Origin of the sequence: Frigoribacterium sp. PvP121, assembly GCF_017833115.1 — a bacterium.
GTDB lineage: Bacteria > Actinomycetota > Actinomycetes > Actinomycetales > Microbacteriaceae > Frigoribacterium > Frigoribacterium endophyticum.
The window spans coordinates 2098177-2121955 of sequence record NZ_JAFIBR010000001.1 but is presented as its reverse complement, the minus strand read 5'-3'; the positions used below and the strand labels follow the sequence as shown (position 1 = coordinate 2121955).

At 74.3% G+C, this 23779-nt stretch carries 19 protein-coding genes; 4 read left to right on the top strand and 15 right to left on the bottom strand.

The window, feature by feature from the left end; genetic code table 11:
- Positions 1-2: 2 nt before the first annotated feature.
- Complete coding sequence (locus JOE43_RS09870; RefSeq protein ID WP_056054195.1) at positions 3-1190, bottom strand: pyridoxal phosphate-dependent aminotransferase; 1188 nt, start codon at positions 1188-1190, stop codon at positions 3-5.
- A gap of 236 nt (positions 1191-1426) precedes the next feature.
- On the opposite strand from JOE43_RS09870, the gene rpsT reads away from it, so the two are divergent.
- Positions 1427-1687: a 30S ribosomal protein S20 gene (rpsT, locus tag JOE43_RS09865; RefSeq protein ID WP_056054191.1), complete on the top strand. Its 261-nt coding sequence runs from the start codon at positions 1427-1429 to the stop codon at positions 1685-1687.
- A gap of 906 nt (positions 1688-2593) precedes the next feature.
- Here the strand turns inward: rpsT and holA are convergent.
- The 5 genes from holA to JOE43_RS09840 form a co-directional block, all read right to left on the bottom strand.
- A complete protein-coding gene (gene holA / locus JOE43_RS09860) occupies positions 2594-3628 on the bottom strand; it encodes a DNA polymerase III subunit delta (RefSeq protein ID WP_209517410.1) in 1035 nt (344 codons plus the stop codon).
- Positions 3629-3688: 60 nt separating this feature from the next.
- Positions 3689-6130 carry a ComEC/Rec2 family competence protein gene (locus JOE43_RS09855; RefSeq protein ID WP_209517408.1) on the bottom strand — a complete coding sequence of 814 codons (2442 nt, stop codon included), beginning with the start codon at positions 6128-6130 and terminating at the stop codon, positions 3689-3691.
- Positions 6127-6861, bottom strand: a complete 735-nt coding sequence (locus tag JOE43_RS09850) for a helix-hairpin-helix domain-containing protein (protein WP_209517407.1) — start codon at positions 6859-6861, stop codon at positions 6127-6129. The genes JOE43_RS09855 and JOE43_RS09850 overlap by 4 nt, the downstream gene beginning before the upstream one ends.
- 99 nt (positions 6862-6960) lie before the next feature.
- Entirely contained in the window at positions 6961-9534 is a 2574-nt protein-coding gene (gene leuS / locus JOE43_RS09845; protein WP_209517405.1) for a leucine--tRNA ligase, read from the bottom strand.
- A 135-nt stretch (positions 9535-9669) separates the two neighbouring features.
- Entirely contained in the window at positions 9670-11049 is a 1380-nt protein-coding gene (locus JOE43_RS09840; protein ID WP_209517403.1) for an anthranilate synthase component I family protein, read from the bottom strand.
- A gap of 70 nt (positions 11050-11119) precedes the next feature.
- Here JOE43_RS09840 and JOE43_RS09835 point away from each other — a divergent pair, with 70 nt between their 5' ends.
- Positions 11120-11932: an aminotransferase class IV gene (locus tag JOE43_RS09835; RefSeq protein ID WP_209517401.1), complete on the top strand. Its 813-nt coding sequence runs from the start codon at positions 11120-11122 to the stop codon at positions 11930-11932.
- Between the two features lie 54 nt (positions 11933-11986).
- On the opposite strand, the gene cydC is transcribed toward JOE43_RS09835, so the two are convergent.
- Genes cydC through JOE43_RS09815 form a run of 4 tightly spaced genes read right to left on the bottom strand, consistent with a single transcriptional unit; the run spans position 11987 to position 17830 of the window.
- Positions 11987-13720, bottom strand: coding sequence for a thiol reductant ABC exporter subunit CydC (gene cydC, locus JOE43_RS09830; RefSeq protein WP_209517399.1), 1734 nt, complete (start codon positions 13718-13720; stop codon positions 11987-11989).
- Positions 13717-15384 (bottom strand): thiol reductant ABC exporter subunit CydD, encoded by a 1668-nt coding sequence (gene cydD, locus JOE43_RS09825; RefSeq protein ID WP_209517397.1) that lies wholly within the window; start codon positions 15382-15384, stop codon positions 13717-13719. Before cydD ends, cydC begins: the two co-directional genes overlap by 4 nt.
- Before the next feature lie 10 nt (positions 15385-15394).
- Positions 15395-16399, bottom strand: coding sequence for a cytochrome d ubiquinol oxidase subunit II (gene cydB / locus JOE43_RS09820; RefSeq protein WP_209517395.1), 1005 nt, complete (start codon positions 16397-16399; stop codon positions 15395-15397).
- A gap of 18 nt (positions 16400-16417) precedes the next feature.
- Positions 16418-17830 carry a cytochrome ubiquinol oxidase subunit I gene (locus JOE43_RS09815; protein ID WP_209517393.1) on the bottom strand — a complete coding sequence of 471 codons (1413 nt, stop codon included), beginning with the start codon at positions 17828-17830 and terminating at the stop codon, positions 16418-16420.
- Between the two features lie 172 nt (positions 17831-18002).
- Here JOE43_RS09815 and JOE43_RS09810 point away from each other — a divergent pair, with 172 nt between their 5' ends.
- Entirely contained in the window at positions 18003-18677 is a 675-nt protein-coding gene (locus JOE43_RS09810; RefSeq protein ID WP_209517390.1) for a DedA family protein, read from the top strand.
- A 120-nt stretch (positions 18678-18797) separates the two neighbouring features.
- Here JOE43_RS09810 and JOE43_RS09805 read toward each other — a convergent pair whose 3' ends face one another.
- From JOE43_RS09805 to JOE43_RS09785, 5 genes are all read right to left on the bottom strand, one after another.
- The gene (locus tag JOE43_RS09805) at positions 18798-19730 is read right to left on the bottom strand and encodes a glycine betaine ABC transporter substrate-binding protein (RefSeq protein ID WP_307803312.1); all 933 of its coding nucleotides are present in this window, start codon (positions 19728-19730) and stop codon (positions 18798-18800) included.
- Positions 19727-20470: an ABC transporter permease gene (locus JOE43_RS09800; RefSeq protein ID WP_209517388.1), complete on the bottom strand. Its 744-nt coding sequence runs from the start codon at positions 20468-20470 to the stop codon at positions 19727-19729. Before JOE43_RS09800 ends, JOE43_RS09805 begins: the two co-directional genes overlap by 4 nt.
- Positions 20467-21150 (bottom strand): ABC transporter permease, encoded by a 684-nt coding sequence (locus JOE43_RS09795; RefSeq protein WP_209517387.1) that lies wholly within the window; start codon positions 21148-21150, stop codon positions 20467-20469. Before JOE43_RS09795 ends, JOE43_RS09800 begins: the two co-directional genes overlap by 4 nt.
- On the bottom strand, positions 21147-22034 hold the full coding sequence (locus JOE43_RS09790; protein ID WP_209517385.1) for an ABC transporter ATP-binding protein: 888 nt from the start codon (positions 22032-22034) through the stop codon (positions 21147-21149). Before JOE43_RS09790 ends, JOE43_RS09795 begins: the two co-directional genes overlap by 4 nt.
- A gap of 183 nt (positions 22035-22217) precedes the next feature.
- Positions 22218-22865, bottom strand: coding sequence for a TetR/AcrR family transcriptional regulator (locus JOE43_RS09785; protein WP_209517383.1), 648 nt, complete (start codon positions 22863-22865; stop codon positions 22218-22220).
- 173 nt (positions 22866-23038) lie between these two features.
- On the opposite strand from JOE43_RS09785, the gene JOE43_RS09780 reads away from it, so the two are divergent.
- Positions 23039-23761, top strand: a complete 723-nt coding sequence (locus tag JOE43_RS09780; protein ID WP_209517381.1) for an SOS response-associated peptidase — start codon at positions 23039-23041, stop codon at positions 23759-23761.
- Positions 23762-23779: the final 18 nt, after the last annotated feature.

The following is a 23779-nucleotide window of genomic DNA, read 5'->3' as shown; positions in this document are numbered from 1 at the left end:
GGTCAGTCGGACGACACGACGGAGGCGCGGCCGAGCGGGCGTCGCGGGTCACCGGGAGCGGGCAGCGCGGCCAGGCCCCTCGTGATCACCTCGGGCGACGAGGCGAGACAGACGCGGATCCAGCCCTCGCCGGAGCGGCCGAACGCGCTGCCCGGCGCGACGGCGACGCGGTGCTGGAACAAGAGGTCCTCCGCCCAGGCGGCGACGTCGCCCTGCGAGGCGTGGCCGACGTCGATCCAGAGGTAGAAGGCGCCCTGCGGGTCGAGGTAGCGGATGCCCCGCTCGTCGAGCAGGCCCTTCGCCAGCTCGAGGTTGCTGCGGTAGTGCTCGCGGGCCTCGGAGACCGGCGAGTGGTCGCCGAGGACGGCCGCGAGGGCCGCCAGCTGGTCGGGCTCCGCGACGCAGCTGATGGCGGCCTCCTGCACGGTGCGCATCGTGTCGGCGAGGCCCCGCGGCGTCACGAGGTAGCCGACCCGGACCCCGGTCATCGCATACGTCTTGCTCGTCGAGAAGACGCTGAAGACGCGGTCGTCGGCGTCGAGGCTCGCCAGGCTGACGTGGGGCGTTCCGTAGGTGAAGTACTCGTAGACCTCGTCGCTGATCACCCAGAGGTCGTGGCGCGCAGCGAAGTCGAGGAGCGACTGCAGCACCTCCCGCTCGTAGACGACGCCGAGGGGGTTCGACGGCGAGTTGACGATGATCACCCGGGTGCGCGGCGTGACCAGCTTCTCGAGGTCGTCGACGTGCGGCACGAAGCCGCGCTGGGGCGACAGCGCGTAGGGCACGGGGACGGCGTCGAGCATCCGCGCGTTCATCGTGAAGGTCGTGTAGCCGGGGTCGGGCACGAGGACCTCGTCGCCCGCGGCCAGCAGCAGGCCCATCGTCTGGTGCAGGGCCTGCGTGGCACCGACCGTCACCCAGACCTGCTCGACGTCGACGTGGACGTCGTTCTCGCGCGCGAGCTTCGCCACGAGGGCCTCGCGGAGCGCGGGGACGCCGCCGTTCGGCGTGTAGTTCGTGCGGTCGTCGGCCCAGGCGCGCCTCGCCGCGTCGGCGACGTGGTGCGGCACGGGCACGTCGGGCTCGCCCACGACGAGCATCGCGACGTCGTCCAGCTTCGCCGCGATCTCGAAGATCCGTCGGATGCCGGAGGTGGGGACGGACGCGACGTGCGGGGCGAGCGAAGGCATGCTGAACGGTACTACGGGCGACACGCCGCGCCTCCGGCCCCTCGGTCGTTGAGGATGACGGGCGCGACTGGTAACGTTGCCTGTTGGCTTGCGCGTTACGTCTGAACTGACGGAACGCGATCCCAGCCGTGAGCCGCTCCGGTGGCAGCACCGGCGGCAGCCCGGGCAGGATGCATCGTCCTCCGGTCGGCTGGCGCATCACTCGTCCAGACACAGAAACCAAGGAAGTAGCGAACGTGGCAAACATCAAGTCGCAGATCAAGCGCATCGGCACCAACAAGAAGGCCCAGGACCGCAACAAGGCCGTCAAGAGCGAGCTCAAGACCGCGATCCGCGCCACGCGCGAGGCCATCGTCTCGGGCGACAAGGACAAGGCCACCAGCACCCTCGCCCTCGCGGCGAAGAAGCTCGACAAGGCCGCCAGCAAGGGCGTCATCCACAAGAACCAGGCCGCGAACCGCAAGTCGGCCATCGCCAAGCAGGTCAGCGCTCTCTGAGCCGACCCCCGGTGACGCGTCGCTGACGCAGCATCCCCGACGACCTGGTCGTCGACGACGAAGGCCCCGTCTCCTCGGAGACGGGGCCTTCGTCGTGCACGCGCGGCCGGCGGCCGCGGCTGCGGGGGGGCCCTGTCGGCAACTCCTGCGGGATGCCCGCCGGAGCGGCCCCCACGCCGCTCCCGCGACACGGAGCAGGAGTTGCCGACGCGCACGCTCCACGGCGACGAGCGTCCGCGGAACGGCCCAGCCGGCACCGCGCCTCCCCCGCGGACCGTCGGCAACTCCTGGGGCCTGCGCGCGGGAACGGCCCCTCCGCCGCTCCCGCGACACGCAGCAGGAGTTGCCGACGCGCACGCTCCACGGCGACGAGCGTCCGCGGAACGGCCCAGCCGGCACCGCGCCTCCCCCGCGGACCGTCGGCAACTCCTGCGGCCTGCGCGCCGGAACGGCCCCTACGCCGCTCCCGCGACACGCAGCAGGAGTTGCCGACGCGCACGCTCCACGGCGACGAGCGTCCGCGGAACGGCCCAGCCGGCACCGCGCCTCCCCCGCGGACCGTCGGCAACTCCTGCGGGGTGCTCGCCGGGACGGGCGACCCGCCGCGCGCGTGACCGTGAGCAGGAGTTGCCGACCATCGCGGGCGCGCGACGGACGGAGGGAGGGCCCGTCTTCGGGCGGGCGCGAGGGCGCGGAGCGGGGCGGCCCGAAGAGTCGCGGGGCGGGGCGGGGCGGGGCGGGGCGGGGACCGGGGAGGCGCGGGTCAGAAGGCCGGGGAGTCGCGGGGCGGGGCGGCCCGGGCAGGCGCGGGTCAGTGGGCGAGGAAGTCGCGGGGCCGGGCTGGGCCCGGGGAGGCGCGGGTCGGTGGGCGAGGAAGTCGCCGCGCGGGGGCCGGGGAGGCGCGGGTCAGCGGGCGAGGGCGCCGCGGGTCGCGACGGCGGTCACCATGCGCTCGAGGGCGTAGATCGCGTCACGCTCGGCGCCCTTGACGGCGGCGTCGGTCTCGGCGATGAGCTCGATGCACCGCCCGAGGCCGTCCTCGCTCCAGCCCCGGACGTCGCGCTGCGCGCGCTCGACCTGCCAGGGCGCCATGCCGAACCGCGAGGCCAGCTGGCCCGACGGGCCGTACGAGCCCTGCACCTTCGCCATCGTGCGGACCTTCATCGCGAACGCCGCCACCACGGGCACCGGGTCCGCCCCCGACGACAGCGCGTGCCGCAGGAGCACCAGGGCCTCGCCCTGCCGGCCGGCGATCGCCATGTCGGCCACCTTGAAGGCGTTCGTCTCGACACGGCCGGCGTAGTACTTCTCGACCGTCGCCTCCGTGATCTCGTCCGCGGCGTCCGAGATCAGCTGCTGGCACGCGCTGGCCAGCTCGGCGAGGTCGTCGTTGAAGGCCGTGACGAGGGCGCGGAGAGCACCCGACGTGACCCGGCGACGCTCGGCACGGAACTCGGCCGCGGCGAAGTCGAGCTTCTCGGTCTCTTTCTTGAGCTCGGCGCAGACGACCTCGAAGCCGCCGCCGAGCCCGGAGCGGAGGGCGTCGAGGAGCTTCTTGCCCCTCACGCCGCCCCCGTGCCGCAGCACGAGGTACGTGTCGTCGGCGGGCGACTCGAGGTACCGGAGGGTCTCGGTCAGGAACGCGTCGGTGCACTTCTCGACGGCGGAGACCCTGATGAGGCGCGGCTCGGCGAACAGGGAGGGGCTCGCGAACGAGATGAGCTCGCCCGGCTGGTAGTGGTCGGCCTCGAGGTCGTTGACCTCGAGGCTCGGGTCTTCTGCCGTCAGCTGGTCGCGCAGCTGCCTGACGGCGCGGTCGGCGAGGAACTGCTCCGGCCCGCTCACGAGCACCACCGGCGCCGGTCGGATCTGGTGCCACGCGACCTGGTCGACGGTGACCGACGCCTTCTTGACGGTCTTGCCGGTCGTCTTCGCGGCCACGGTCCTCCTCCAGGTGCGGCCGCCCCGGGCAGCCGGGGACCAGCGTAACGGACCCCTCCGTCAGCCACGTCGCCCCCGCCACAGGCCCAGCTCCGCCGCGGCGCCGCCCCCGCCGGGTGCTCCGCGGACGGTCACCGCCGCGTCGCCGTCGAGGTCGGTGCGGGCGACGAGGGCCCCGTCGACGAGCGCCAGGGCCTCGTCGGTCGGGTGCCCGTAGCCGTTCTCCCGCCCGACGCCGATCAGCGCGACACGGGCCCGGGCACGACGGTAGAGCTCGGCGTGCTGGTCGGCGGAGCCGTGGTGCGACACCTTCACGACGTCGACGGGCCCCAGGGCCTCCTCACCGGCCGGCGACGACAGGAGCCTCCGCTGGGCGGCCTCGCCGAGGTCGCCGAGCGCGAGCAGCGACGCACAGCCGGCGACGCACCCGGCGGCGGGGCGCCACGCGGTGACGACGCTGGCGTCGTTGCCCGAGGCCTCGGCGTCGACGGGCCAGAGCACCGACCAGGCCAGGTCGCCGAGCACCCCGCCGGCGCCGGCCGTCACGGGGACGACCTCGGCGCCGCCCTCCCGCAGGGCGTCCGTCACGGCGACGTCGGCCGGCCGACCCGGAGCGCCGACGAGCACCGTGCCGACGCGGCCCGCGACCACGTCGACGGCGCCGACGTGGTCCGAGTCGAAGTGGGTGAGGACGAGCAGGTCGACCTCGTCGACCCCGAAGCGGCGCAGGCAGCCGGCCAGCGCCTCCTCGTCGTCGCCCACGTCGATCAGCGCCGCGCGCCCGGCGCTCCGGACGAGCACGGCGTCGCCCTGCCCGACGTCGCACTGCGCGACGACCCAGTCGTCCGGCACGCCCGCGCGCTCCCCGAGGCGGGCGCCCACGGCCGCGCCGGCCGGGACCACGAGGGCCGCCACGAGCGCGACGCCGAGCAGCCGTCGGGCCCGCAGCCCGCGCGGCGTCAGGACGACGGCCGCCACCAGCGCGGACGCGACGACCAGCACGGCCACGCCCGCCGGCCCGCCCGACCAGTCCAGGCGAGCGCCCGGCCACGCCGCGACGCTGCGGGCGACCGCGCCGACCCAGCTGGCGGGCACCCAGGCCACGCGCGCGACGAGCTCGGCCAGGCCGGGCGCCCACGGCGCCGTGGCGCAGACCACGAGGCCGGCCACGGTGGCGACGGGAGCCGCGGGCTCGGCGAGCACGTTCGCCACGACCCCGTGCACCGGCAGGCTCGGCTCGAGCAGCAGCAGCACGGGCTGGCACGCGAGCTGAGCCGCCGCCGGGACCGCGAGCCCCAGCGCTATCGGCGTGGGCAGCACGCGGGCGAACTCGGCCGCCAGCGGTCGCGCCAGCACGACGAGCCCCGCCGTCGCCAGGACGGACAGGGCGAAGCCGACGTCGCGCGCCAGCCAGGGGTCGGCGAGGAGCAGACCCGTCACGGCGAGGGCGACGACCGGGAGGCCCGAGACCGGTCGCGCCGCCGCCAGGTGCACGAGCACCACGAGCGCCATCACCGTCGCCCGGAGGATGCTCGCGTCGGGCGTGACCAGCACGAGGAAGGCGAGCAGGACGACGCACGAGACCCCGATGCGGACGACGCGGGGCACCCGGAGCGCCCCGCCCCCGAGCATCACGAGCGCGACGAGGACGGCGCAGTTGGACCCCGAGACGGCGGTCAGGTGGGTCAGCGACGCGGTCTCCATCGCCTCCTGGAGGTCGTCGGGCACGGCGGAGGTGTCGCCGAGCGCCAGGCCGGGCAGCAGGGCCCCGCCGTCGCCGGGCAGCTCGGCCGTGACGGCGCGGAAGGCCCCGCGGAGCCCGTTCGCGACGCCCTCGACGCCCTCCGCCTCGGCTCCCGCCCGCAGTGGCCCTCGCGACGCCGCCGCCCACGGGTGCGGATCGCCGCGCTCCACGGGCAGCAGCGAGACCCGGACCCGGACGGCCTGGCCGATCTCCACGGCCGGCCCTGAGACCCGGGGCCCCAGCAGGAACAGCGAGGAGTCGCCTCGCCAGACAGCCCGACCGCCCACCTCGACGACGCCCACGTCGAGCACCGCGGTGGTGCTGCCCGGCACGATCCGGCCCGTCGCGGTGCCCTCGACCGTCACCACCCTGCCCTGCAGGTCGAGCACCGCGGGCAGCCACCGGTCGTCGGACCGGGCCGTGGCCGCCCCGAGGAGGAGGCCCGCCAGCCCCGCCGCGACGAGCACGAGGGTCGCGGCGGCGGATGCGCGGGAAGCCCGTCGCCTCGAGGGCGGCAGGGACCGTGCCGGCGCGCCGACCGACACCTCGCCAGGCGGGCCGTCGCCCCGCGCCGCCCTCCGCGCGACGGCGGCCACCGCCCCCGCTGCCAGCACGACCGCCGCGAGGCCGGCCAGCACGACCGCCTGCCGCCCCGCCGACCAAGGCAGCACGACGACCAGCACCGCCCAGGCCACCCCCGCCGGGACGGCCAGGCGGACGTCGACGGGCGGGGCGGCCCCGCCGTCGCCGGCGGTCACACCGTCACCAGCGGTCGGAGGGTCTCGAGCGTCTTCTCGCCGATGCCCGGCACCTCGAGCAGGTCGTCCACCGACCGGAACCCGCCGGAGCCCTCGCGCCACTCGATGATCGCGGCCGAGGTCGCCGGGCCGACCCCCGGCAGCGCCTGGAGACCCGTCGCGTCGGCGCGGTTCAGGTCGACCAGGCCCCCGCCCGCGGCGGCGCCCGAGCCCGACGCCCCGCCGGCCCCGCCGCCGCCACCCCCACCGCCTCCCCCGCCGCCGGTAGCCCCGGCACCACCGCCCCCGTCCACCACCTCGCCCACCGCCGGCACCCGCAGCTGCTCGCCGTCGACGACCGGCCGGGCGAGGTTGACCCCGGCCTCGTCCGCCCCCGGCGCGAAGCCCCCGGCCGCGGCCACGACGTCGACGACGCGGGCCCCGGCCGGCACCTCGTAGAGACCGGGGCGGGCGACGTGGCCGTGCACGTGGACGAACAGCGACCCCGCGGTGCCCGACCCGGCCGTCGCACCGGTCGCCGCCGCGCCCGCCTCGTCGCCGTCGGGGCCCCCCGTCGACGCCGCCGCGGTGATCTCGGTCTCGCCCGCGCCTCCCCCCGTGGCCACCGCCGTCGCGACGACCGACCCCACCGCGAGCACCAGCAGCACGACGACGGCCGCACCGAGGCCGATGCGCCAGCGCGGACCGCCCGGCCTCGCCGGGTCGGGCTCGCTGCGGAAGGTGACGACCATCCCGCGACGCTAGGTGCCGCCGCCACGCCCCCGTCGACGACGACGGCCGCCCTGGGGAGCCAGGGCGGCCGTCGGTGACCGGGGAGGGACGGAGCGCCGCTACTTGACGGCGATCGCCACGAGGCGGGGCGCCCGGACGACGACGTTCACGATCTCCTTCTCGCCGACGGCGCGCTGCACCGCGGCGGAGTCGCGGGCCAGGGCCTCGAGCTCCTCCGAGCTGATCTTCGGCGAGACCTCGAGGCGGTCGCGCACCTTGCCGTTCACCTGCACGACGGCCGTGACGCTGGTCTCGACGAGCAGGGTCGGGTCGGCCTTCCGCCACCCGGCCGTGGCGACCGAGACGCCGTCGTGGCCCAGCTTCTCCCACATCTCACTGGCGGTGTACGGGGCGAAGAGCGACAGGGCCAGGGCCACCGTCTCGGTCGCCTCGCGCACGGCGGGGTCGGCCGCGCCCGCACCCGAGTCGATCGTCTTGCGCACCGCGTTGACGAGCTCCATCAGGCGCGCGACGACGACGTTGAACTTGAACGCCTCCGTCAGCCCGGGCGCCTCGGCGAGGAACCGGTGCGTCTGGCGGCGCAGGGCCTGGTCGCCGTCGGCCCAGACCGCGTCGACCGGGCTGGCGACGTCGGAGGAGAGGCGGAAGGCGCGGGCGAGGAACTTCGCCGAGCCGGCCGGCGAGACGTCGGCCCAGTCGATGTCGTCCTCCGGCGGGCCGGCGAAGGCCATCGTGAGGCGGATGGCGTCGACGCCGTGCTTCTCGATCTCCTCCGACAGGGTGACGAGGTTGCCCTTGCTCTTGCTCATCTTCGCGCCGTCCTGGAGCACCATGCCCTGGTTGAGCAGCGCACTGAAGGGCTCGGTGAAGTCGACGTAGCCGAGGTCGAACAGCACCTTCGTGATGAAGCGGGCGTAGAGCAGGTGCAGGATGGCGTGCTCGACGCCGCCCACGTACTGGTCGACCGGTGCCCAGCGGTTGACGACGGCGGGGTCGAAGGCCTTCTCGGCGTCGTCCGGGCTGAGGAAGCGCAGGAAGTACCACGAGCTGTCGACGAAGGTGTCCATCGTGTCGGCGTCGCGCCGGGCCGGCGTGCCGTCGAGCGGGTTCGGCACGGTCACCCAGTCGGTGGCGGCGCCGAGCGGCGAGCTGCCCTTCGGCTTGAGGTCGAGGCCCTCGGTCGACGGCAGCAGCACGGGCAGCTGGTCCTCCGGCACCGGCACCTCGGTGCCGTCGGCGGCGTGGACGATCGGGATGGGCGTGCCCCAGAAGCGCTGGCGCGAGATCAGCCAGTCGCGCAGGCGGTAGGTCTTCGCGGCCTTGCCGGCGCCCTTCTCCTCGAGCAGCTCGACGACGCGCTTGATCGCGTTCGACTTGCTGAGACCGGTCAGCGGGCCCGAGTTCATCAGGCGCCCGTCGCCCGTCAGGGCCACGCCGGTCTTCGCGGGGTCGAGCTCGGGCAGGTCCTCCGGCAGGATCGCCTGGCCGTGCTCGTCGAGCTCCAGCTTCGGGATGACGCCGGTCACGGGGGCGTTCGTGTCGACGACGACCCGCACGGGCAGGTCGAACTTGCGGGCGAAGTCGAGGTCGCGCTGGTCGTGCGCGGGCACGGCCATGACCGCGCCGTGGCCGTAGTCGGCCAGCACGTAGTCGGCCGCCCAGACCGGCATCGGGGCGCCGGTGAGCGGGTTGACGGCGACGCGGCCGAGGGGCACGCCCGTCTTCGGGCGGTCGGCGGTCTGCCGCTCGATCTCGGTCGACTTCTGCACCTGCACCAGGTACTCCGCGAAGGCGGCCTTCACGTCGTCGGTGGCCTCGGCGACCAGCTCGGCCGCGAGGTCGCTGTCGGGCGCGACGACCATGAAGGTCGCCCCGTAGAGGGTGTCGGGGCGCGTCGTGAAGACCGTGACGCGCTCGTCGCGGCCCTCGATCTCGAAGTGCACGTCGGCGCCGACCGACCGCCCGATCCAGTTGCGCTGCATGTTCAGCACCTTGGTGGGCCAGCGGCCCTCGAGCTGGTTGAGGTCGTCGAGCAGGCGGTCGGCGTACTCCGTGATGCCGAAGTACCACTGCGTCAGCTTCTTCTTGACGACGACGGCGCCCGAGCGCTCGGAGGTGCCGTCGGCGAGCACCTGCTCGTTCGCCAGGACGGTCTGGTCGACCGGGTCCCAGTTGACCCAGCTGTCCTTCCGGTAGGCGAGCCCCTTCTCGTACATCTTGAGGAACAGCCACTGGTTCCACTTGTAGTACTCGGGGTCGCTCGTGTGGAGCACGCGGTCCCAGTCGAAGGAGGGCGCGTAGAGCTTCATGCTCTGCGCCTGCTGCGCGATGTTCGCGTAGGTCCACTCGCGGGGGTCGACGCCGCGCTTGATGGCGGCGTTCTCGGCGGGCAGGCCGAAGCTGTCCCAGCCGATGGGGTGGAGCACGTTGAAGCCCTGCTGGCGCCAGTAGCGCGCGATCACGTCGCCGAGCGCGTAGCCCTCCGCGTGGCCCATGTGGAGGTCGCCCGACGGGTACGGGAACATGTCGAGGACGTACTTGCGCGGGCGCTTGTCGTCGGGGTCGACCGCGAAGGGCTTCGCGACCTCCCACACCTGCTGCCACTTGCGCTGCAGGCGCGCGACGTCGTACTCGCGCTCCTCGGCGGGGGTGTTGTCGTGCTCGTGTGCCACGGGACTCTCATTCGCTCACGGGATGGAGGCGACCGGCGGACGGCACGACGAGGTGCGGGCACGCGGCGGCCCGTCGTCCAGGGTAGCGGCCCGCCGAGCGTGGTCCGCACGGGGCGCCGACCGCACCGGGGCAGGTCACGAGGAGGCGCCTCCCGCGGGGACCCCCAGCGCGCGCAGCAGCGCGGTCGCCTTCCAGGCCACCTCCGCCAGCTCCTCCCGCGGCACCGACGACGACGTCACTCCCCCGCCGACCCCGACGGTGGCCGCGCCGTCGGTGACGACGACCGAGCGGATGGCCATCGCCCAGGAGGCGCTGCCGTCGAGGCCGAGCACGCCGACCGCGCCGGAGTAGACGCCGCGGTGGGCGGCCTCCCCCTCGGCGAGCAGCTCGACGGCGCGGCGCTTCGGCGCGCCCGTCATCGAGCCGGCGGGGAAGGTCGCCTCGAGCGCGTCCAGCGCGCCGAGGCCCGGGGCGAGCCGGGCCGTGACCGTGCTGACCAGCTGGTGCACGGCCGGGTAGGAGCGCACGGCGAAGAGCTCGTCGACGACGACGCTGCCGAGGCGCGCGACGCGGGTGAGGTCGTTGCGCACCAGGTCGACGATCATCAGGTTCTCGGCGAGCTCCTTCTCGCTCGTCGCGAGCTCGTCGGCGAGGGCCCGGTCGGCGACCGGGTCGGCGGCGCGCGGCCGGGTGCCCTTGATGGGCGACGAGCTCACGACGCCGCCCCGTGTGACCTCGAGGAACGACTCGGGCGAGGCGCCCGCGACGGCGGTCCCTCCGATGCGGACGAACGACGACCGCGGCGAGGGCGACGACCGACGGAGGCGGCGGTACGTCTCGAAGGCGTCCACCGTCCCCGCGACCTCGTACGACGTCGTCGGGCAGAGCACGTACGCGTCGCCGGCCGCGATGGCGGACTGGCAGCGCGCGACGAGGGCGAGGTACGCGTCGTCGTCGTGACGGCGGCGGACGGCACCGGGGCCGCGCCGCGCCTCCGGATCCGCGGGCTCCCCGAGCGGGGCGACGCCGGGCCAGGCCGCGGCCACCGACCGCGCCCAGTCGTCGGCCCCGAGGGCGACCAGCTCGACCTCGCCGGCGGCGTGGTCGAAGACGAGGGCGCGGTCGGTGCGGAGCAGGGCGACGTCGGGAGGCGCGGCCTCGTCGACGGGGAGGCCCGCGGTCACCGACGGCGGGCTGCCGCGCCCCGGCCCCACGGTGGCGTCGCGGTCGAGCAGCCACGTCCCCGCCCCGTACCCGAGCCAGCCGGCCCAGCCGAGCGGGGCGGCGTCGTCCCGGCCGTCGGCGAGGTCGTCGCGGAGCAGGGCCCAGAGCCGGGCGAGCTCGCCGTGCCGCGCGGACGCGGTGACCCGGTCGCCCCACAGCAGGACGGAACGGCCGGCGACCGCCCCGTGCCCGGCGTCGAGCCACACGACGTCGCCCTCGGGGGCGAGGGCGGCGACGACGGCCTCCGGGTCGGCCCACGGCAGGGGGCGGCGGAGGACCGTCGGGCGCATGGACCGAGTGTAGGAGCCCGCGGGCCACCCGGGGTCGGGGCGGCCCCGCGCGGCGCTTAGCCTGGGGGGCATGAGCCTCGCGACGACCCTCCGCTGGCACGACGGACGACTCGTGGACGACGGGCACCCGGGCGACGACGTTCCCCTCGACCACCCCGCCACCGGCCCGGAGGCGCACCGGGGCCCGACCCGCGTGGCCGACTCCTGGCTCGTCGTCGACGGAGCCGTCCGGGCCCTCGACGTGCACCGCGACCGCTTCGCGGGCTCCGTGGGGCAGGCCGCGCCGGCGCTCGACGTCGACGCCTTCTGGTCGGCCGCGGTCGCGGCCCTGCCCCGCGAGGGCCGGTGGTTCCCGCGCGCGGAGCTGCTCGGCGACGACCTCCTCCTGCACCTCCGGCCGGCACCCGGGGCACGGCGGTCGGTCGTGCTGGCCACCGCCTCCTCCGACCCCCGCACCGAGCCGCTCGTCAAGGGCCCGGACCTGGAGGCGCTGGGAGCGCTCCGCCGGGAGGTCGCGACCCGCGGCGCCGAGGAGGCAGTGCTGCTGGACGCCGACGGCTGGGTCGTCGAGGGCGCGTGGAGCTCGCTGCTCTGGTGGCGCGGCGACGCCCTCTGCATGCCTTCGGACGACCTGCCGAGGCTGCCGGGCGTCACGGTGCGGACGGTGCTCACCCTCGCGGCCGTGCTCGGCGTCGACGTGCTGCACGAGCGGGTGACGCCGGAGCAGCTCGACGGGTTCGAGATCTGGTCGCTGAGCGCCCTGCACGGCGTGCGCATCGCCACGCGCTGGGTCGACGGCCCGACGACGGCCGAGGAGCCCGGCCGCCTGGCGACCTGGCAGCGACGGCTCGACGCCCTGCGCCGACCGCTGCCGGCCGCCTGACCGCGACGACGCCGGCACCCCCGGCGAGAGGCCGGGCAGCCCGCGGCCCCCGCGTCAGCCGACCTCGCGCAGGACGCCCCCCTCGACGCGCACCCGGCGGGTGACCAGGGCCGCGGGCACGGGGACGTGAGAGATGAGCACCACCGTCGTCCCGTCGTCGCGCGCCGCCTCGAGGACGTCGGTGACGAGGCGATCGGCCAGCTCGGCGTCGAGGCCGGCCGTCGGCTCGTCGAGCACGAGCACGGGGAAGCCGCGGAGCAGGGCGCGGGCGAGCGACAGCCGCTGTGCCTGCCCGCCGGAGACGAGCACCCCCCGCTCCCCCGGGCGGGCGTCGAGGCCGCCCCGCTCGCGCACCCAGTCGCCGAGGTCGACCCGGTCGAGCACGGCGAGCAGGTCGTCGTCGGTCGCGGTGTCGCGGGCGAAGAGGAGGTTCTGCCGGATCGACTCGTCGAAGAGCCACGGCGACTGCTCGATCAGGCCGACCGTGCCCCGCACGCGCTCGGCGCCGAGCGAGCGGACCGACGTGCCGCCGACCTCGTAGCGCCCGCGGTGCTCGAGGAAGCGCACGAGGACCGCGGCGAGCGTGCTCTTGCCGGCCCCGCTCGGGCCCTCGACGACGACGCGGTCGCCGGCGCGGACCTCGAGCGTCGCGTCGACGAGGGAGTCGGCGGCGGCGCCGGGCCAGCGCGCCGAGACGTGGTCCAGGCTGAGCACCGGCAGGCCGGCGGGGAGGGCGGCCGGACCGTCGCCCTCGTCGCCCTCGGGCTCGCCCAGCTCGCCCAGCTCGTCGACCACGATCTCCGCCGGTGGGACGAGCGGGGCGGCCGACTCCACCCGGGCCCCGCTGGCGCGCACGCGACGCCCCGCGACCACGGCGGTCGGCACGGCCCCCACGACCTCGAGCACGGCGATCGGCACGAGCGCGACCAGCGCGAAGGCGGGCCCTCGCAGCTCGCCCGCGGCGACGTCGCCCGCGGTCGCGAGCACCACGCCGACCACCGTGGCGCCCGAGACGAGCGACAAGAGCGCCGCGACGAGCCCCGCGGTCGTGGCGCGCCGGCGGGAGGCGCGGCGCAGGTCGTCGTCGAGGGCCGCGACCCGGCGCAGCTGGCCCTCGAGCGCGTCGAACGCGACGAGCACGTCGAGCGACTGGACCGTGTCGAGCACGGCGCCGGAGAGGGCGCCGCGGCGGGCGGCCAGCGCGGACTCCGTGCCCGTCGCGAGCCGGTCGGCGAGCACGACGCCGACGACGAGCGCGACGACGAGCCCCCCGGCCAGCACCAGCGCCGCGCGGGGCGAGACGATCGCGACGCCCCCGACGGCGGCGGCCGCGGTCACGCCGGAGACGACGAGGGGCTGGACGACCCGGAGGGGCAGGTCCTGCAGGGCGTCGACGTCGGACACCACCCGGGCGAGGAGGTCGCCGCGGTCGGTGCGGCCGAGCCCGGCCGGCGCGACGCGCGACAGCCTGCGGTAGAGCTCGGTGCGGACGACCGCCAGCTGCCGGAACGACGCGTCGTGGCTGGAGAGCCGCTCGAGGTAGCGGAAGGCCGCACGCGCCAGGGCGAAGGCCCGCACCCCGACCATGGCCATCGTGAGGTAGAGGATGGGCGGCTGCTCGGCCGCCCGCGTGATGAGGTACGCCGAGGCGGCGAGCAGGGCGACGGCCGAGAGCGCGCTGAGCGAGCCGGCCGCGATGCCGGGCGCCGAGCGCCGGAGCGGCGGCTGCGCCGTGCGGAGGAGGGACGGGCCGGGAGCGGTGCCGGTGCGGGTGCGGGTGACGGTCATGCGGGCAGCTCCTCAGGGGCCGTCGCGGGGGCGGGGGCGGGGGCGGGGGCGGGGGTGAGCACGACGACGTCGTCCGCGGCGTCGCGCACGGCCGCGCGGTGCGTCGCGACCACGACGGCGACTCCGCGGGCCGCCGCGCGCCGGAGCCCCGCGACGACGGCGGCCTCGGTGACCGCGTCGAGGGCCGACGACGGCTCGTCGACGAGCAGCAGCCGGGCACCGCGACGCTCGACCCGGTACAGCGCCCGGGCGAGGGCGACCCGCTGGGCCTGCCCGCCCGAGAGGCCGCCGCCGCCCGCGCCGAGCACGAGGCCCGGGTCGACGTCGGGCGCCCCCGCGGCGCGGAGGGCGACCGCCACCGCGGGCGGGTCGACCTCGTCGCCCAGGGCCACGTTCTCGGCCACGGTGCCCGAGACGAGGCCGGGGCGCTGGCCCGACCAGGCGACGTCGCCGACGACGCAGCCGCGGTCGGCGTCGCGCCAGCGGAACTCGCCGCCGTGGGGCGCCTCCCCCTTGACCGCCGCGAGCAGGGTCGACTTGCCGACGCCGCTCGGCCCGGTGACGGCTGTGACCCGGCCCGTCTCCGCGACGAACGACGTGGGAGCCAGCGAGACGACGCCGCCGCGCTCGACCGACACCGCGGAGACGACGAGGGCGTCGCCCGCCCCGACGGGGGCGACCGCCGCGCGCGCGGGCGTCGGGCCGGTCGCCGAGCCCTCCTCCAGCACGGCGAACACGCCCTCGGCCGCGGCCACGCCGTCGGAGGCCGCGTGGAACGCCGCCCCCACCTGACGGAGCGGCAGGAACGCCTCGGGCGCCAGCAGCAGCACGAACAGCCCGACCGACAGGGCGAGCGACCCGTCGACCAGCCGGATGCCGACCGAGACCGCGACGAGGGCGACCGACAGCGACGCCGCGAGCTCGAGGGCGAAGCCGCTGAGGAACGAGACGCGCAGCACGGCCATGGTGTGCCGCCGGTGGTCGTCCGTGAGCCGCCCGATCCGCTCGACCTGTCGACGCTCCCGGCCGAAGACCTTGAGGGTGGAGAGCCCCTCCACCGCGTCGAGGAAGGAGGCGGCGAGGGCCTGCAGGCGCTCCCACTGGCGATCCTGGGCGGCCCGGGTCGTCCAGCCGATCAGCACCATGAAGAGCGGGATGATCGGCAGCGTCACCAGCACGATCACCGCGGACAGCCAGTCGCTGACCAGCATCACCCCGACGATCAGCGGCGTCGCGAGGGCGGTGAGGACGAGCTGGGGCAGGTAGCGGGAGAAGTACTCGTCGAGGGCGTCGAGGCCGGGGCCGACGAGGGTCGTGAGACGGGCGGAGCCCCGCTCGGCGACCCACTCGCGGCCGCGCACGGACACCGCCGCGAGGACCCGCGCCCGGAGCTGGCTCTTGACCGTCGCCGCGGTGCGGGCGGCCACGGCCTCGAGCGCCCACGACGTGGCCGACCGCGCGACGACGGAGAGGGCGAGCACGACGAGCGCGTCGCCGGTCGCGCCCGCCCCGGCGCCCTCGACGACGCTCACGACCGCGCGGGTTGCGCCCCAGGCGACCCCGACGACGCTCACGGTCTGCAGCACGCCCAGCAGGGCCCCGAGCACGAGGAACGCCCGGGCGGCGGAGGCGTACCGCAGGAGGCGCGGATCGAGCGGCTTCACGGCCCTCCCGTCAGTGCGCCGCGACGGGGATCGCGGCCCGCGTCACGCGCTTGCGGAAGATCCAGTACGTGAAGCCCTGGTAGGCGAGGATCAGCGGCACGAAGACGAGCGCCACCCAGCTCATGACGGTGAGCGTGTAGGTCGAGCTCGCCGCGTTCGCGATGGTGAGGCTGTTCGCCGGGTCGTTGCTCGCGGGCATCACCGCGGGGAAGAGCGCCGCGAACAGGCTGACGACGGCGAGGCCGATCGTCACGGCCATCGTGGCGAACGCGACGCCCTCGCGGGCACGGAGGTTCGCGACGAACGAGGCCACCAGCGTGGCGGCCGCCGCGACGGAGAGGACCGTCGACGCCAGCGTGCCGTGCATCAGCGACGTGATCGCGAGGAAGCCCGCGGCGACCACGATCGTCGCCGCGCCCGACCGGACGGCGAGCCGACGGGCCCGCTCCCGGATCTCGCCGTCGGTCTTCAGCGAGACGAAGACGACGCCGTGGGTGAAGAAGAGCAGCAGGGTCGTGAGCCCGCCGAGCAGGGCGTAGGGGTTCAGCAGGTCGAGGAAGGTGCCCGTGTAGTTGAAGCCGGCGTCGAGCGGCACGCCCCGGACGACGTTGGCGAACGCCACGCCCCAGAGGAAGGCGGGCACGGCCGAGCCCACCGTGATCATGAGGTCGAAGCGGCGCTTCCACCGCGCCTCCGGCCGCTGGTGGCGGTACTCGAACGAGACCCCGCGGGCGATGAGCGCGAGCAGGATGAGCAGGAGGGCCAGGTAGAAGCCGCTGAACATCGTCGCGTACCACTCGGGGAAAGCCGCGAAGAGCGCGGCCCCGGCCACGATGACCCAGGTCTCGTTGAGGTCCCAGACCGGCCCGATGGTGTTGATCAGGACGCGGCGGTCTGTGTCGTCACGCCCCAGGAAGGGCAGCGACATGCCGACGCCGAAGTCGAACCCGTCGAGCACGAAGTAGCCGACGAAGAGGAAGGCGATGATGCCGAACCAGAGGGTGGGGAGGTCCATGTCAGAGTGCGCCTTCCATCAGTAGACGGTCGCTTCGTGGGTGACGGCGCCGGTCTCGGCGTCGACCGCGGGGGGCCCCGCCGGGCCCTTCTGGGCGGCGCGGAGGATGAGCCGGAACTCGACCACCGCGAGGGTCCCGTAGATGGCCGTGAAGGCGAGCAGGGAGATCAGCACCTCGAGGCCCGTGACGTTCGGCGAGACGCCGTCGGCGGTCTTGAGCAGGCCGAAGACGAGCCAGGGCTGGCGGCCCATCTCGGTGAAGACCCAGCCGACGACCATGGCCAGGAGCGGCAGCGGGAAGGTCCACACCGCGGCCCGCCACACCCAGCGGTTCTCGGGCAGGCGCCCCCGGCGCGTGACCCAGAGGCCGACGACCGAGACCATGACCGCGACCATGCCGAGGCCCATCATCCAGCGGAACGACCAGTAGGTGACCCAGATGATCGGGGTGTAGTCGCCCGGGCCGTAGAGCTGCACGTACTGGGCCTGCAGGTCGTTGATGCCCTCGACGGTGCCGTCGAACGTGTGGGTGGAGAGGAACGAGAGCAGGTACGGCACGCGCACGCTGAAGAGCTCGTGGACGCCGTCGGGCGTGCCGAGCGTGAAGATCGAGAAGGAGGCGTCGGCCCCCGTCGAGGTCTTGTACAGGGCCTCCGCCGCCGCCATCTTCATCGGCTGCGTCTCGACCATGGCGAGGCCGAGCTGGTCGCCCGTGAGCACGGTCAGGCCGCCGGCGACGACCATCGTCCACAGGCCGAAGCGCAGTGCGGGGCGCATCGTCTCGAGGTTCTGGCTCCGGCTCAGGTGCCAGCTGGCCACCGCGACGATCACGGCCGCGGAGACCATGAAGCAGGCGAAGATCGTGTGCGGGAAGGCCGCCAGGGCCACCTTGTTGGTGAGCACCGCGACGATGTCGGTGAGCTCGGCCCGGCCCTTCTCCTCGTTGATGTCGAAGCCGACCGGGTTCTGCATGAACGCGTTGGCCGCGATGATGAAGTACGCCGACAGGATGCTCCCGACCGTCGCGCCCCAGATGCTCGCGAGGTGGAGCTTCGCGGGCACCTTGTCCCAGCCGAAGATCCAGACGCCGATGAAGGTGGCCTCGAGGAAGAACGCCAGCAGGCCCTCGAGCGCGAGGGGCGCGCCGAAGACGTCGCCGACGAACCGCGAGTAGTCGGACCAGTTCATGCCGAACTGGAACTCCTGGACGATGCCGGTCACGACGCCCATGGCGAAGTTGATCAGGAAGATCTTGCCGAAGAACTGCGTCAGCTGGAGGTAGTGCACCCGGCCGGTGCGCACCCACGCGGTCTGGAAGACGGCGACGGTGAACGCCATGCCGATCGTGAGCGGCACGAACAGGAAGTGGTAGATGGTCGTGAGGCCGAACTGCCAGCGGGAGAGCAGCAGCGGGTCGAGCAGCTCGGTCATGAGCGGCCCGGTCCGCGGGCGGTGAGGGTCGAGAGCACTGTCGTCTTCTTCCTCGAGGGGGACGGAGGGCGTCACGTCGGCGGGACGATCTCAGCGTAGGACGAACGATAGGCGACACCTGTTGTATAGGGGGGCGGCCGCCTCACGGCTGCCTGTGAATAGGATCAGCCGCGTGAACGACGTGCTGACCGGCCTCCTCGACCTCGTGCAGTCGGTCGACCCGCTCCTCCGGACGCTCCTCGCGGGGCTCGCGATGGTGCTCGAGACCTCCGTGCTGCTCGGCCTCGTCGTGCCCGGCGACACCGTGGCCATCGTGTCTGCGACCGCCGTCGCGTCACCGCTCGAGGGGGTGCTGCTCGTCGCCGCGCTGGTCGTCGGCTCGCTGGTGGGCGAGAGCGTCGGCTTCGCCCTCGGCCGGCACTTCGGCCCCGCGATCCGCCACAGCCGGCTCGGCCAGCGACTCGGTGAGGCGAACTGGGCCCGCGCCGAGGCCTACCTGGCGCGGCGGGGCGGCATCGCCGTCTTCATCTCCCGCTTCTTGCCCGTGCTGCACTCGCTGATCCCCCTCACCGTCGGCACGAGCCCCATGCGCTACCGCACCTTCCTGACCTGGACGACCCCGGCCTGCCTGCTCTGGGCCACGGCGTACGTGTCGGTCGGCGCCGCGGCCGCCGGGAGCTACCGCGAGCTCGCCGACCAGCTGCACCAGGCGGGCTACGTCTTCGTCGGCATCGTCGCCGTGTTCCTGGTGCTCGTGCTGGTGGTGAAGAAGGTCGTCCACCGGCGGGAGGCGCGGCACATGGTGGACGGGGACGCTCGACCCCCGGAGGACGACGGCCGCGCCTGAGCCGAGACGCCCGCCCCCGGCGCTCTCCCCCGGGCCTGCCCTGCCCCCGGGCCTGCGCCGGCGCGACGGAGGGGCCGGGCGCTGTGCGCGCCCGGCCCCTCCGGTGGTGTGGACCGACGATCAGCCGATGAGGTCCTTCGACGTCAGGTAGTCCTTCGCGATGGTGGCCGACGACTCCTGGTCGGTCTGGCTCTTCGCGTTGAGCTCCTGGAGGTCCTTCGCCGACAGGGCGGCGTCGACGGCGTCGATGATGTCCTGCGCGCCCTGGTCGACCTTGTCGGAGACGATCGGCACCACGTTCTGCGGCAGGATCATGTTCTCCGGGTCGTCGAGGGTGACGAGGTCGTTCTCGGCGATCAGCGGGCTGGCCGTGTAGACGTCGGCGAGCTGGACGCTGCCGTCGAGGAGGGCCTTGACGGTGAGGGGCCCGCCTCCGTCGTCGATCGGGGTCGAGGTGACGTCGACGCCGTAGATGCTCTTCAGCCCGGGAGGGCCGTAGGGGCGCTCGGCGTTCTCCGGCGGCGCACCGACGGCGAGGGTGCCGTCGTAGTCCTTGAGGTCGGCCAGGCTCGTGATGTCGTTCTCCTCGGAGAACTCCTTGGTCACGGTGTAGCTGTCCTGGTCGGACGCCTCCGAGGCGGTGAGCGCGGTCAGGCCCTCGGGGAGAGCGTCGGCCAGGGCGGCCTCGACCTCCTCGGGCGACTTCGCCGTCGACTCCTTGTCGTAGTACTGCAGGAGGTTGCCGGTGTACTCGGGGAAGACGTCGATGTCACCGGACTCGAGCTCGGGGAGGTAGACCTCGCGCTGGCCGATCTGGTACTCGCGCTGGACGGTGTAGCCGCCGTCCTCGAGGGCCTGGGCGTAGAGCTCGGCGATGATCTCGTTCGAGTAGTACTGCTGCGAGCCGACGACGATGGTGTCGGACGACGCCGAGGCATCTCCTCCTCCGTCGCTCAGGGGGTCGCTCGACGCGCACCCTGCCAGGGCCACCATGGCCCCGATCGCGACTGCACCGAGAACGGTGAGCCGGCCTTTCTTCGCTGTGTTGATCACTGTGTTCCTTCCTGGAGGGATGTTGCCTTCGCCGCGGCCGACCGGGAGGTCGTCACGCGGGTGTCGAGGGGGCGGCCCGCGGCGGTGACGCCGGCCGGGACGACGAGTCGCTGGAGCACCGAGAAGACGACCTCGAGCACGACGGCGAGGGCGATCACGACGATCGACCCCGCGAACATCTGCGTGTAGTCGTTCGACCGGAGGCCCGTGAAGATGTAGATGCCCAGGCCGCCGGCGCCCACGGTGGCCGCGATGGTGGTCGTGGCGACGACCTGCAGCAGGGCGGAGCGGAGCCCGCCGATGAGGAGGGGCAGGCCGAGCGGGAGCTCCACGCGCGTGACGATCTGCCACTCCGTCATGCCGACCGCGCGGGCCGCGTCGATCGTCGCGCGGTCGACGGCCTCGAAGCCCGAGTACGCCCCGGCGAGGATGGACGGGATCGCGAGCACCACGAACGCGATCATCGGCGCGCTGATGCCGATGCCGAGCACGAGCGCGAGGAGGAAGACGATGCCGACGGTGGGCAGGGCCCGGACGCCGCCGGTGAGCGCGACCGCGACCGTGCGCCCCTTGCCCGTGTGCCCGATCAGGAACCCGAGCGGAATCGCGACCACGGCCGCGATGAGCACCGCGATCACCGAGAAGGTGACGTGCTGCCCGAGACGGGCCGGCACGCCGTTCGCCCCCGTGAGGTGGACCGGGTCGCCGAGCCACGCGAGGGCGTCGAGGAAGGCGTTCACGCGGTCACCGCCTCGGCCTGGCGGACGGGGCGCCGGTCGCGCGCCCCCTGGCCGGCCCACGGCATCAGGACGCGACCGAGGAGGACGAGCAGGCCGTCGAGCACGAGCGCCATGACGATCGTCAGCACGATGCCCGTGCCGATCTCGGCGAGGATGCTGCGCTGCAGGCCGTCGTTGAAGAGCAGGCCCAGCCCGTTGATGCCGAGGATGCCGCCGACCGTCGCGAGGCTGACGGTGCTGACGACGACCACGCGCAGCCCGGCGAGCAGGACGGGGCCGGCGAGCGGGAACTCGACGCGCCAGAAGCGCTGCCAGCCGGAGTACCCCATCGCCGTGGCCGACTGCAGCACGTCGGGCTCGACGGCCCGCAGGCCGTCGGCGGTCGATCGCACCATGAGGGCCACGCCGTACAGGGTCAGCGCCACGATGAGGTTCGTGTTGCTCCGCAGCGGGTAGAGGCCGATGATGCCGGGCAGCGCGACGAGCAGCGCGAACGACGGCACGGCGTAGATGAGGCCGGAGGCGGTGAGCAGCACCCCGCGGACGACCGGGAACCGGTTGGCCAGCCACCCGATCGGCAGCGAGATCACGAAGGCCAGGATCACGGGAGGCACGCTCAGCCCGAGGTGGACCAGCGTCTTGTCCCAGATGTAGTCGGTGTTCGACCAGATCCAGTTCACGACGCGTGCCCACCCTGCGCCGGAGCACCCGGCGCCCGGGGGGCACCGGCCTCTGCCTGGAGCACGGGCACGGGCTGCGTCAGGACGCCCGTGGTGCGGCCGGACTCGTCGACGACGACCTGGCCGGTCGCGGTCTGCTCGATGTGCAGCGCCCGCTTGCCGCGGTTCGACCCGACGAAGTCGGCGACGAAGTCGCTCGCCGGGTCGGAGAGGATGTCGGCGGGCGTGCCCTGCTGGGCGATCCGGCCGCCCTTCTCCAGGATGACCACCTGGTCGCCGAGGTAGAAGGCCTCGTCGATGTCGTGGGTCACGAAGACGACGGTCTTGTCGAGCTCGCGCTGCAGCCGGATGAGCTCCTGCTGGAGGTCGGAGCGCACCAGGGGGTCGACGGCGCCGAACGGCTCGTCCATCAGGAGGATGTTCGGGTCGACGGCGAGGCCGCGGGCGACGCCCACGCGCTGCTGCTGCCCGCCGGAGAGCTGGCTCGGGTAGCGGTCGGCCAGCGAGCGGTCGAGGCCGACGGTGTCCATCAGCTCCAGCGCGCGGTCGCGGGCCTCCTTCTTGCCGACGCCCTTGAGCACCGGCACCGTGGCGATGTTGTCGACGACCTTGCGGTGCGGGAGCAGACCGGAGTTCTGCATCACGTAGCCGATGCTGCGGCGCAGGGCCACCGGCTCGAGGCCGGCGATCGACTCGCCGTCGATCTCGATGGTGCCCGAGGTGGCGTCGACCATCCTGTTGATCATGCGCAGGATGGTCGTCTTGCCGCAGCCGCTCGACCCGACGAAGACGGTGGTCTTCCGGGAGGGGATGACGAGGCTGAAGTCGTCCACGGCGCGGGTGCCGTCGGGGTACTGCTTGCTCACCGAGCGGAACTCGATCATGGGTGGCTCATTCCTCGTGGGCAGCACGGATCGACACTTGCCAGGGCCACCACCCAACCACACTCCCCCGACGGGGGCACCTCGTCGACGCCTCCGTGGCCGAGTCGTGACGCAGAACGGCCGCCGTCGCCGCGCTGGGCGGACGACGGCGGCCGGGCCGCGGAGGGACGGTGGGGAGGCGGGTCAGGCCACCGTGAGGACGGGCTCGAGGTAGCCGCGCACGGCCCGTCGGCACTCCTCGACGAAGCGGGGGTCGCCGTCGCCGCCCGCCACGAAGGCCCGCGCCAGCAGCGCGTCGCCGATCTCGACGACGACCTGGACGGCCAGGTCGCTCGCGTCGTCACGGACGACGCCGAAGCGGTCGGCGAGGAGGGCGGACAGGCTCTCGGCCAGGGGGTGCACGGCCGGGGCGCCCCCGTCGGCGCCCAGCTCGGGGGCGTCGCTGAAGCTCACGGACCGGAAGCCCGGCTCGGAGCGGTACATCTGCACCTCCGTGTCGATGACGGCGTCGAGGGCCTGACGCCAGTCGTCGACGCCGTCGGCGGCCACCGCCGCCGACACGCCGGCGACGAGACGCTGGGTGCAGCGGAGCGCCAGGGCGTCGACGACCGCGATGCGGTCGGGGAAGTAGCGGTAGACCGTGCCGATGGAGGCGCCGGCGCGCTCGGCGACCATGGCGGTCGTGAGCCGCTCGTAGCCGATCTCGTCGATGATCGAGGCCGCGGCGTCGAGCAGGCCCGTGAGGCGCGCGGTGCTGCGCGCCTGGACCGGCTCGTTCCTGAGCAGTGACGATCCCCCGGGCAGTGCTTCATTGACGTCGGTGACGAGCAACGTTCCTCCTTGGTGCGGTGCCGGCGGGTGCCGGGCACGGTGCTGGACGTCGGGGCCGGCCGTCGGTCGACGGCGGCGCACAGGCCCGCCTGGCCGGCCCCGCGGGCGCCCCCGTCGGGGGCTCCGGCGACCGGGTGTCGGCCACTGTCGGTCGCTGCCCCGAGAATGGACGCATGTGCGGACGATTCGTGATGGCGCGCGCCTCGAGCGACCTGGTGGCCCTGTTCGACGTTGATGTATCGGGTGACACTCTCCCAGACCCTTCCTGGAACATCGCTCCGACCCGCCCGGTGTCGCTGCTCGTCGACGCCGCGCCCCGGGGCGACGACGCGGGCGGGCCGCCGGTGCGACGGCTCGCGTCGGCGCGGTGGGGCTTCGTCGCGGCGGCCTCCCCCGGGCCCGTCGGCGCCCCCCTCTTCAACGCCCGGGTCGAGACCGCGGCCGAGAAGCCCACCTTCCGCGAGGCCGTCGTCTCCCGACGCGGGCTCGTGCCCGCCAACGGCTGGTACGAGTGGCAGGTCCTGCCCGACGGCAGCAAGCGCCCGGTCTACGTGAGCCTGCCCGACGACGAGGTGATGCTCTTCGCCGCCCTGTACGAGTGGTGGCGCGACCCGGCGGCCGCCGTGGGGTCGCCGTCTCGGTGGCTGCTGTCGACCGCGGTGCTGACCCGCGCCTCCTCGGGGCCCTTCGCCGGGGTGCACGACCGAATGCCCGTGCTGGTCGGGGCCGACGTCATGGACGACTGGCTCGACCCGGAGACCGAGGGCGACGACGACCTGCTGCAGGGCGTCTCGGGGCTCGTCGACGAGATCGCCGCCCGGCTGCAGGTGCACGAGGTGTCGCCCGACGTCGGCCGCGTCGGCGTCGACTCGCCGTCGCTGGTCGACCCGGTCTGACCCGTCGTCGCGCGGCGG

Bases quoted from the DNA above. Each gene is read 5' to 3' on its own strand.
- JOE43_RS09870 (WP_056054195.1), bottom strand. From the start codon at position 1,190: ATGCCTTCGCTCGCCCCGCACGTCGCGTCCGTCCCCACCTCCGGCATC.
- JOE43_RS09850 (WP_209517407.1), bottom strand. From the start codon at position 6,861: ATGGTCGTCACCTTCCGCAGCGAGCCCGACCCGGCGAGGCCGGGCGGT.
- JOE43_RS09840 (WP_209517403.1), bottom strand. From the start codon at position 11,049: ATGCGCCCGACGGTCCTCCGCCGCCCCCTGCCGTGGGCCGACCCGGAG.
- JOE43_RS09835 (WP_209517401.1), top strand. From the start codon at position 11,120: ATGAGCCTCGCGACGACCCTCCGCTGGCACGACGGACGACTCGTGGAC.
- cydC (WP_209517399.1), bottom strand. From the start codon at position 13,720: ATGACCGTCACCCGCACCCGCACCGGCACCGCTCCCGGCCCGTCCCTC.
- cydB (WP_209517395.1), bottom strand. From the start codon at position 16,399: ATGGACCTCCCCACCCTCTGGTTCGGCATCATCGCCTTCCTCTTCGTC.
- JOE43_RS09815 (WP_209517393.1), bottom strand. From the start codon at position 17,830: ATGACCGAGCTGCTCGACCCGCTGCTGCTCTCCCGCTGGCAGTTCGGC.
- JOE43_RS09790 (WP_209517385.1), bottom strand. From the start codon at position 22,034: ATGATCGAGTTCCGCTCGGTGAGCAAGCAGTACCCCGACGGCACCCGC.
- JOE43_RS09780 (WP_209517381.1), top strand. From the start codon at position 23,039: ATGTGCGGACGATTCGTGATGGCGCGCGCCTCGAGCGACCTGGTGGCC.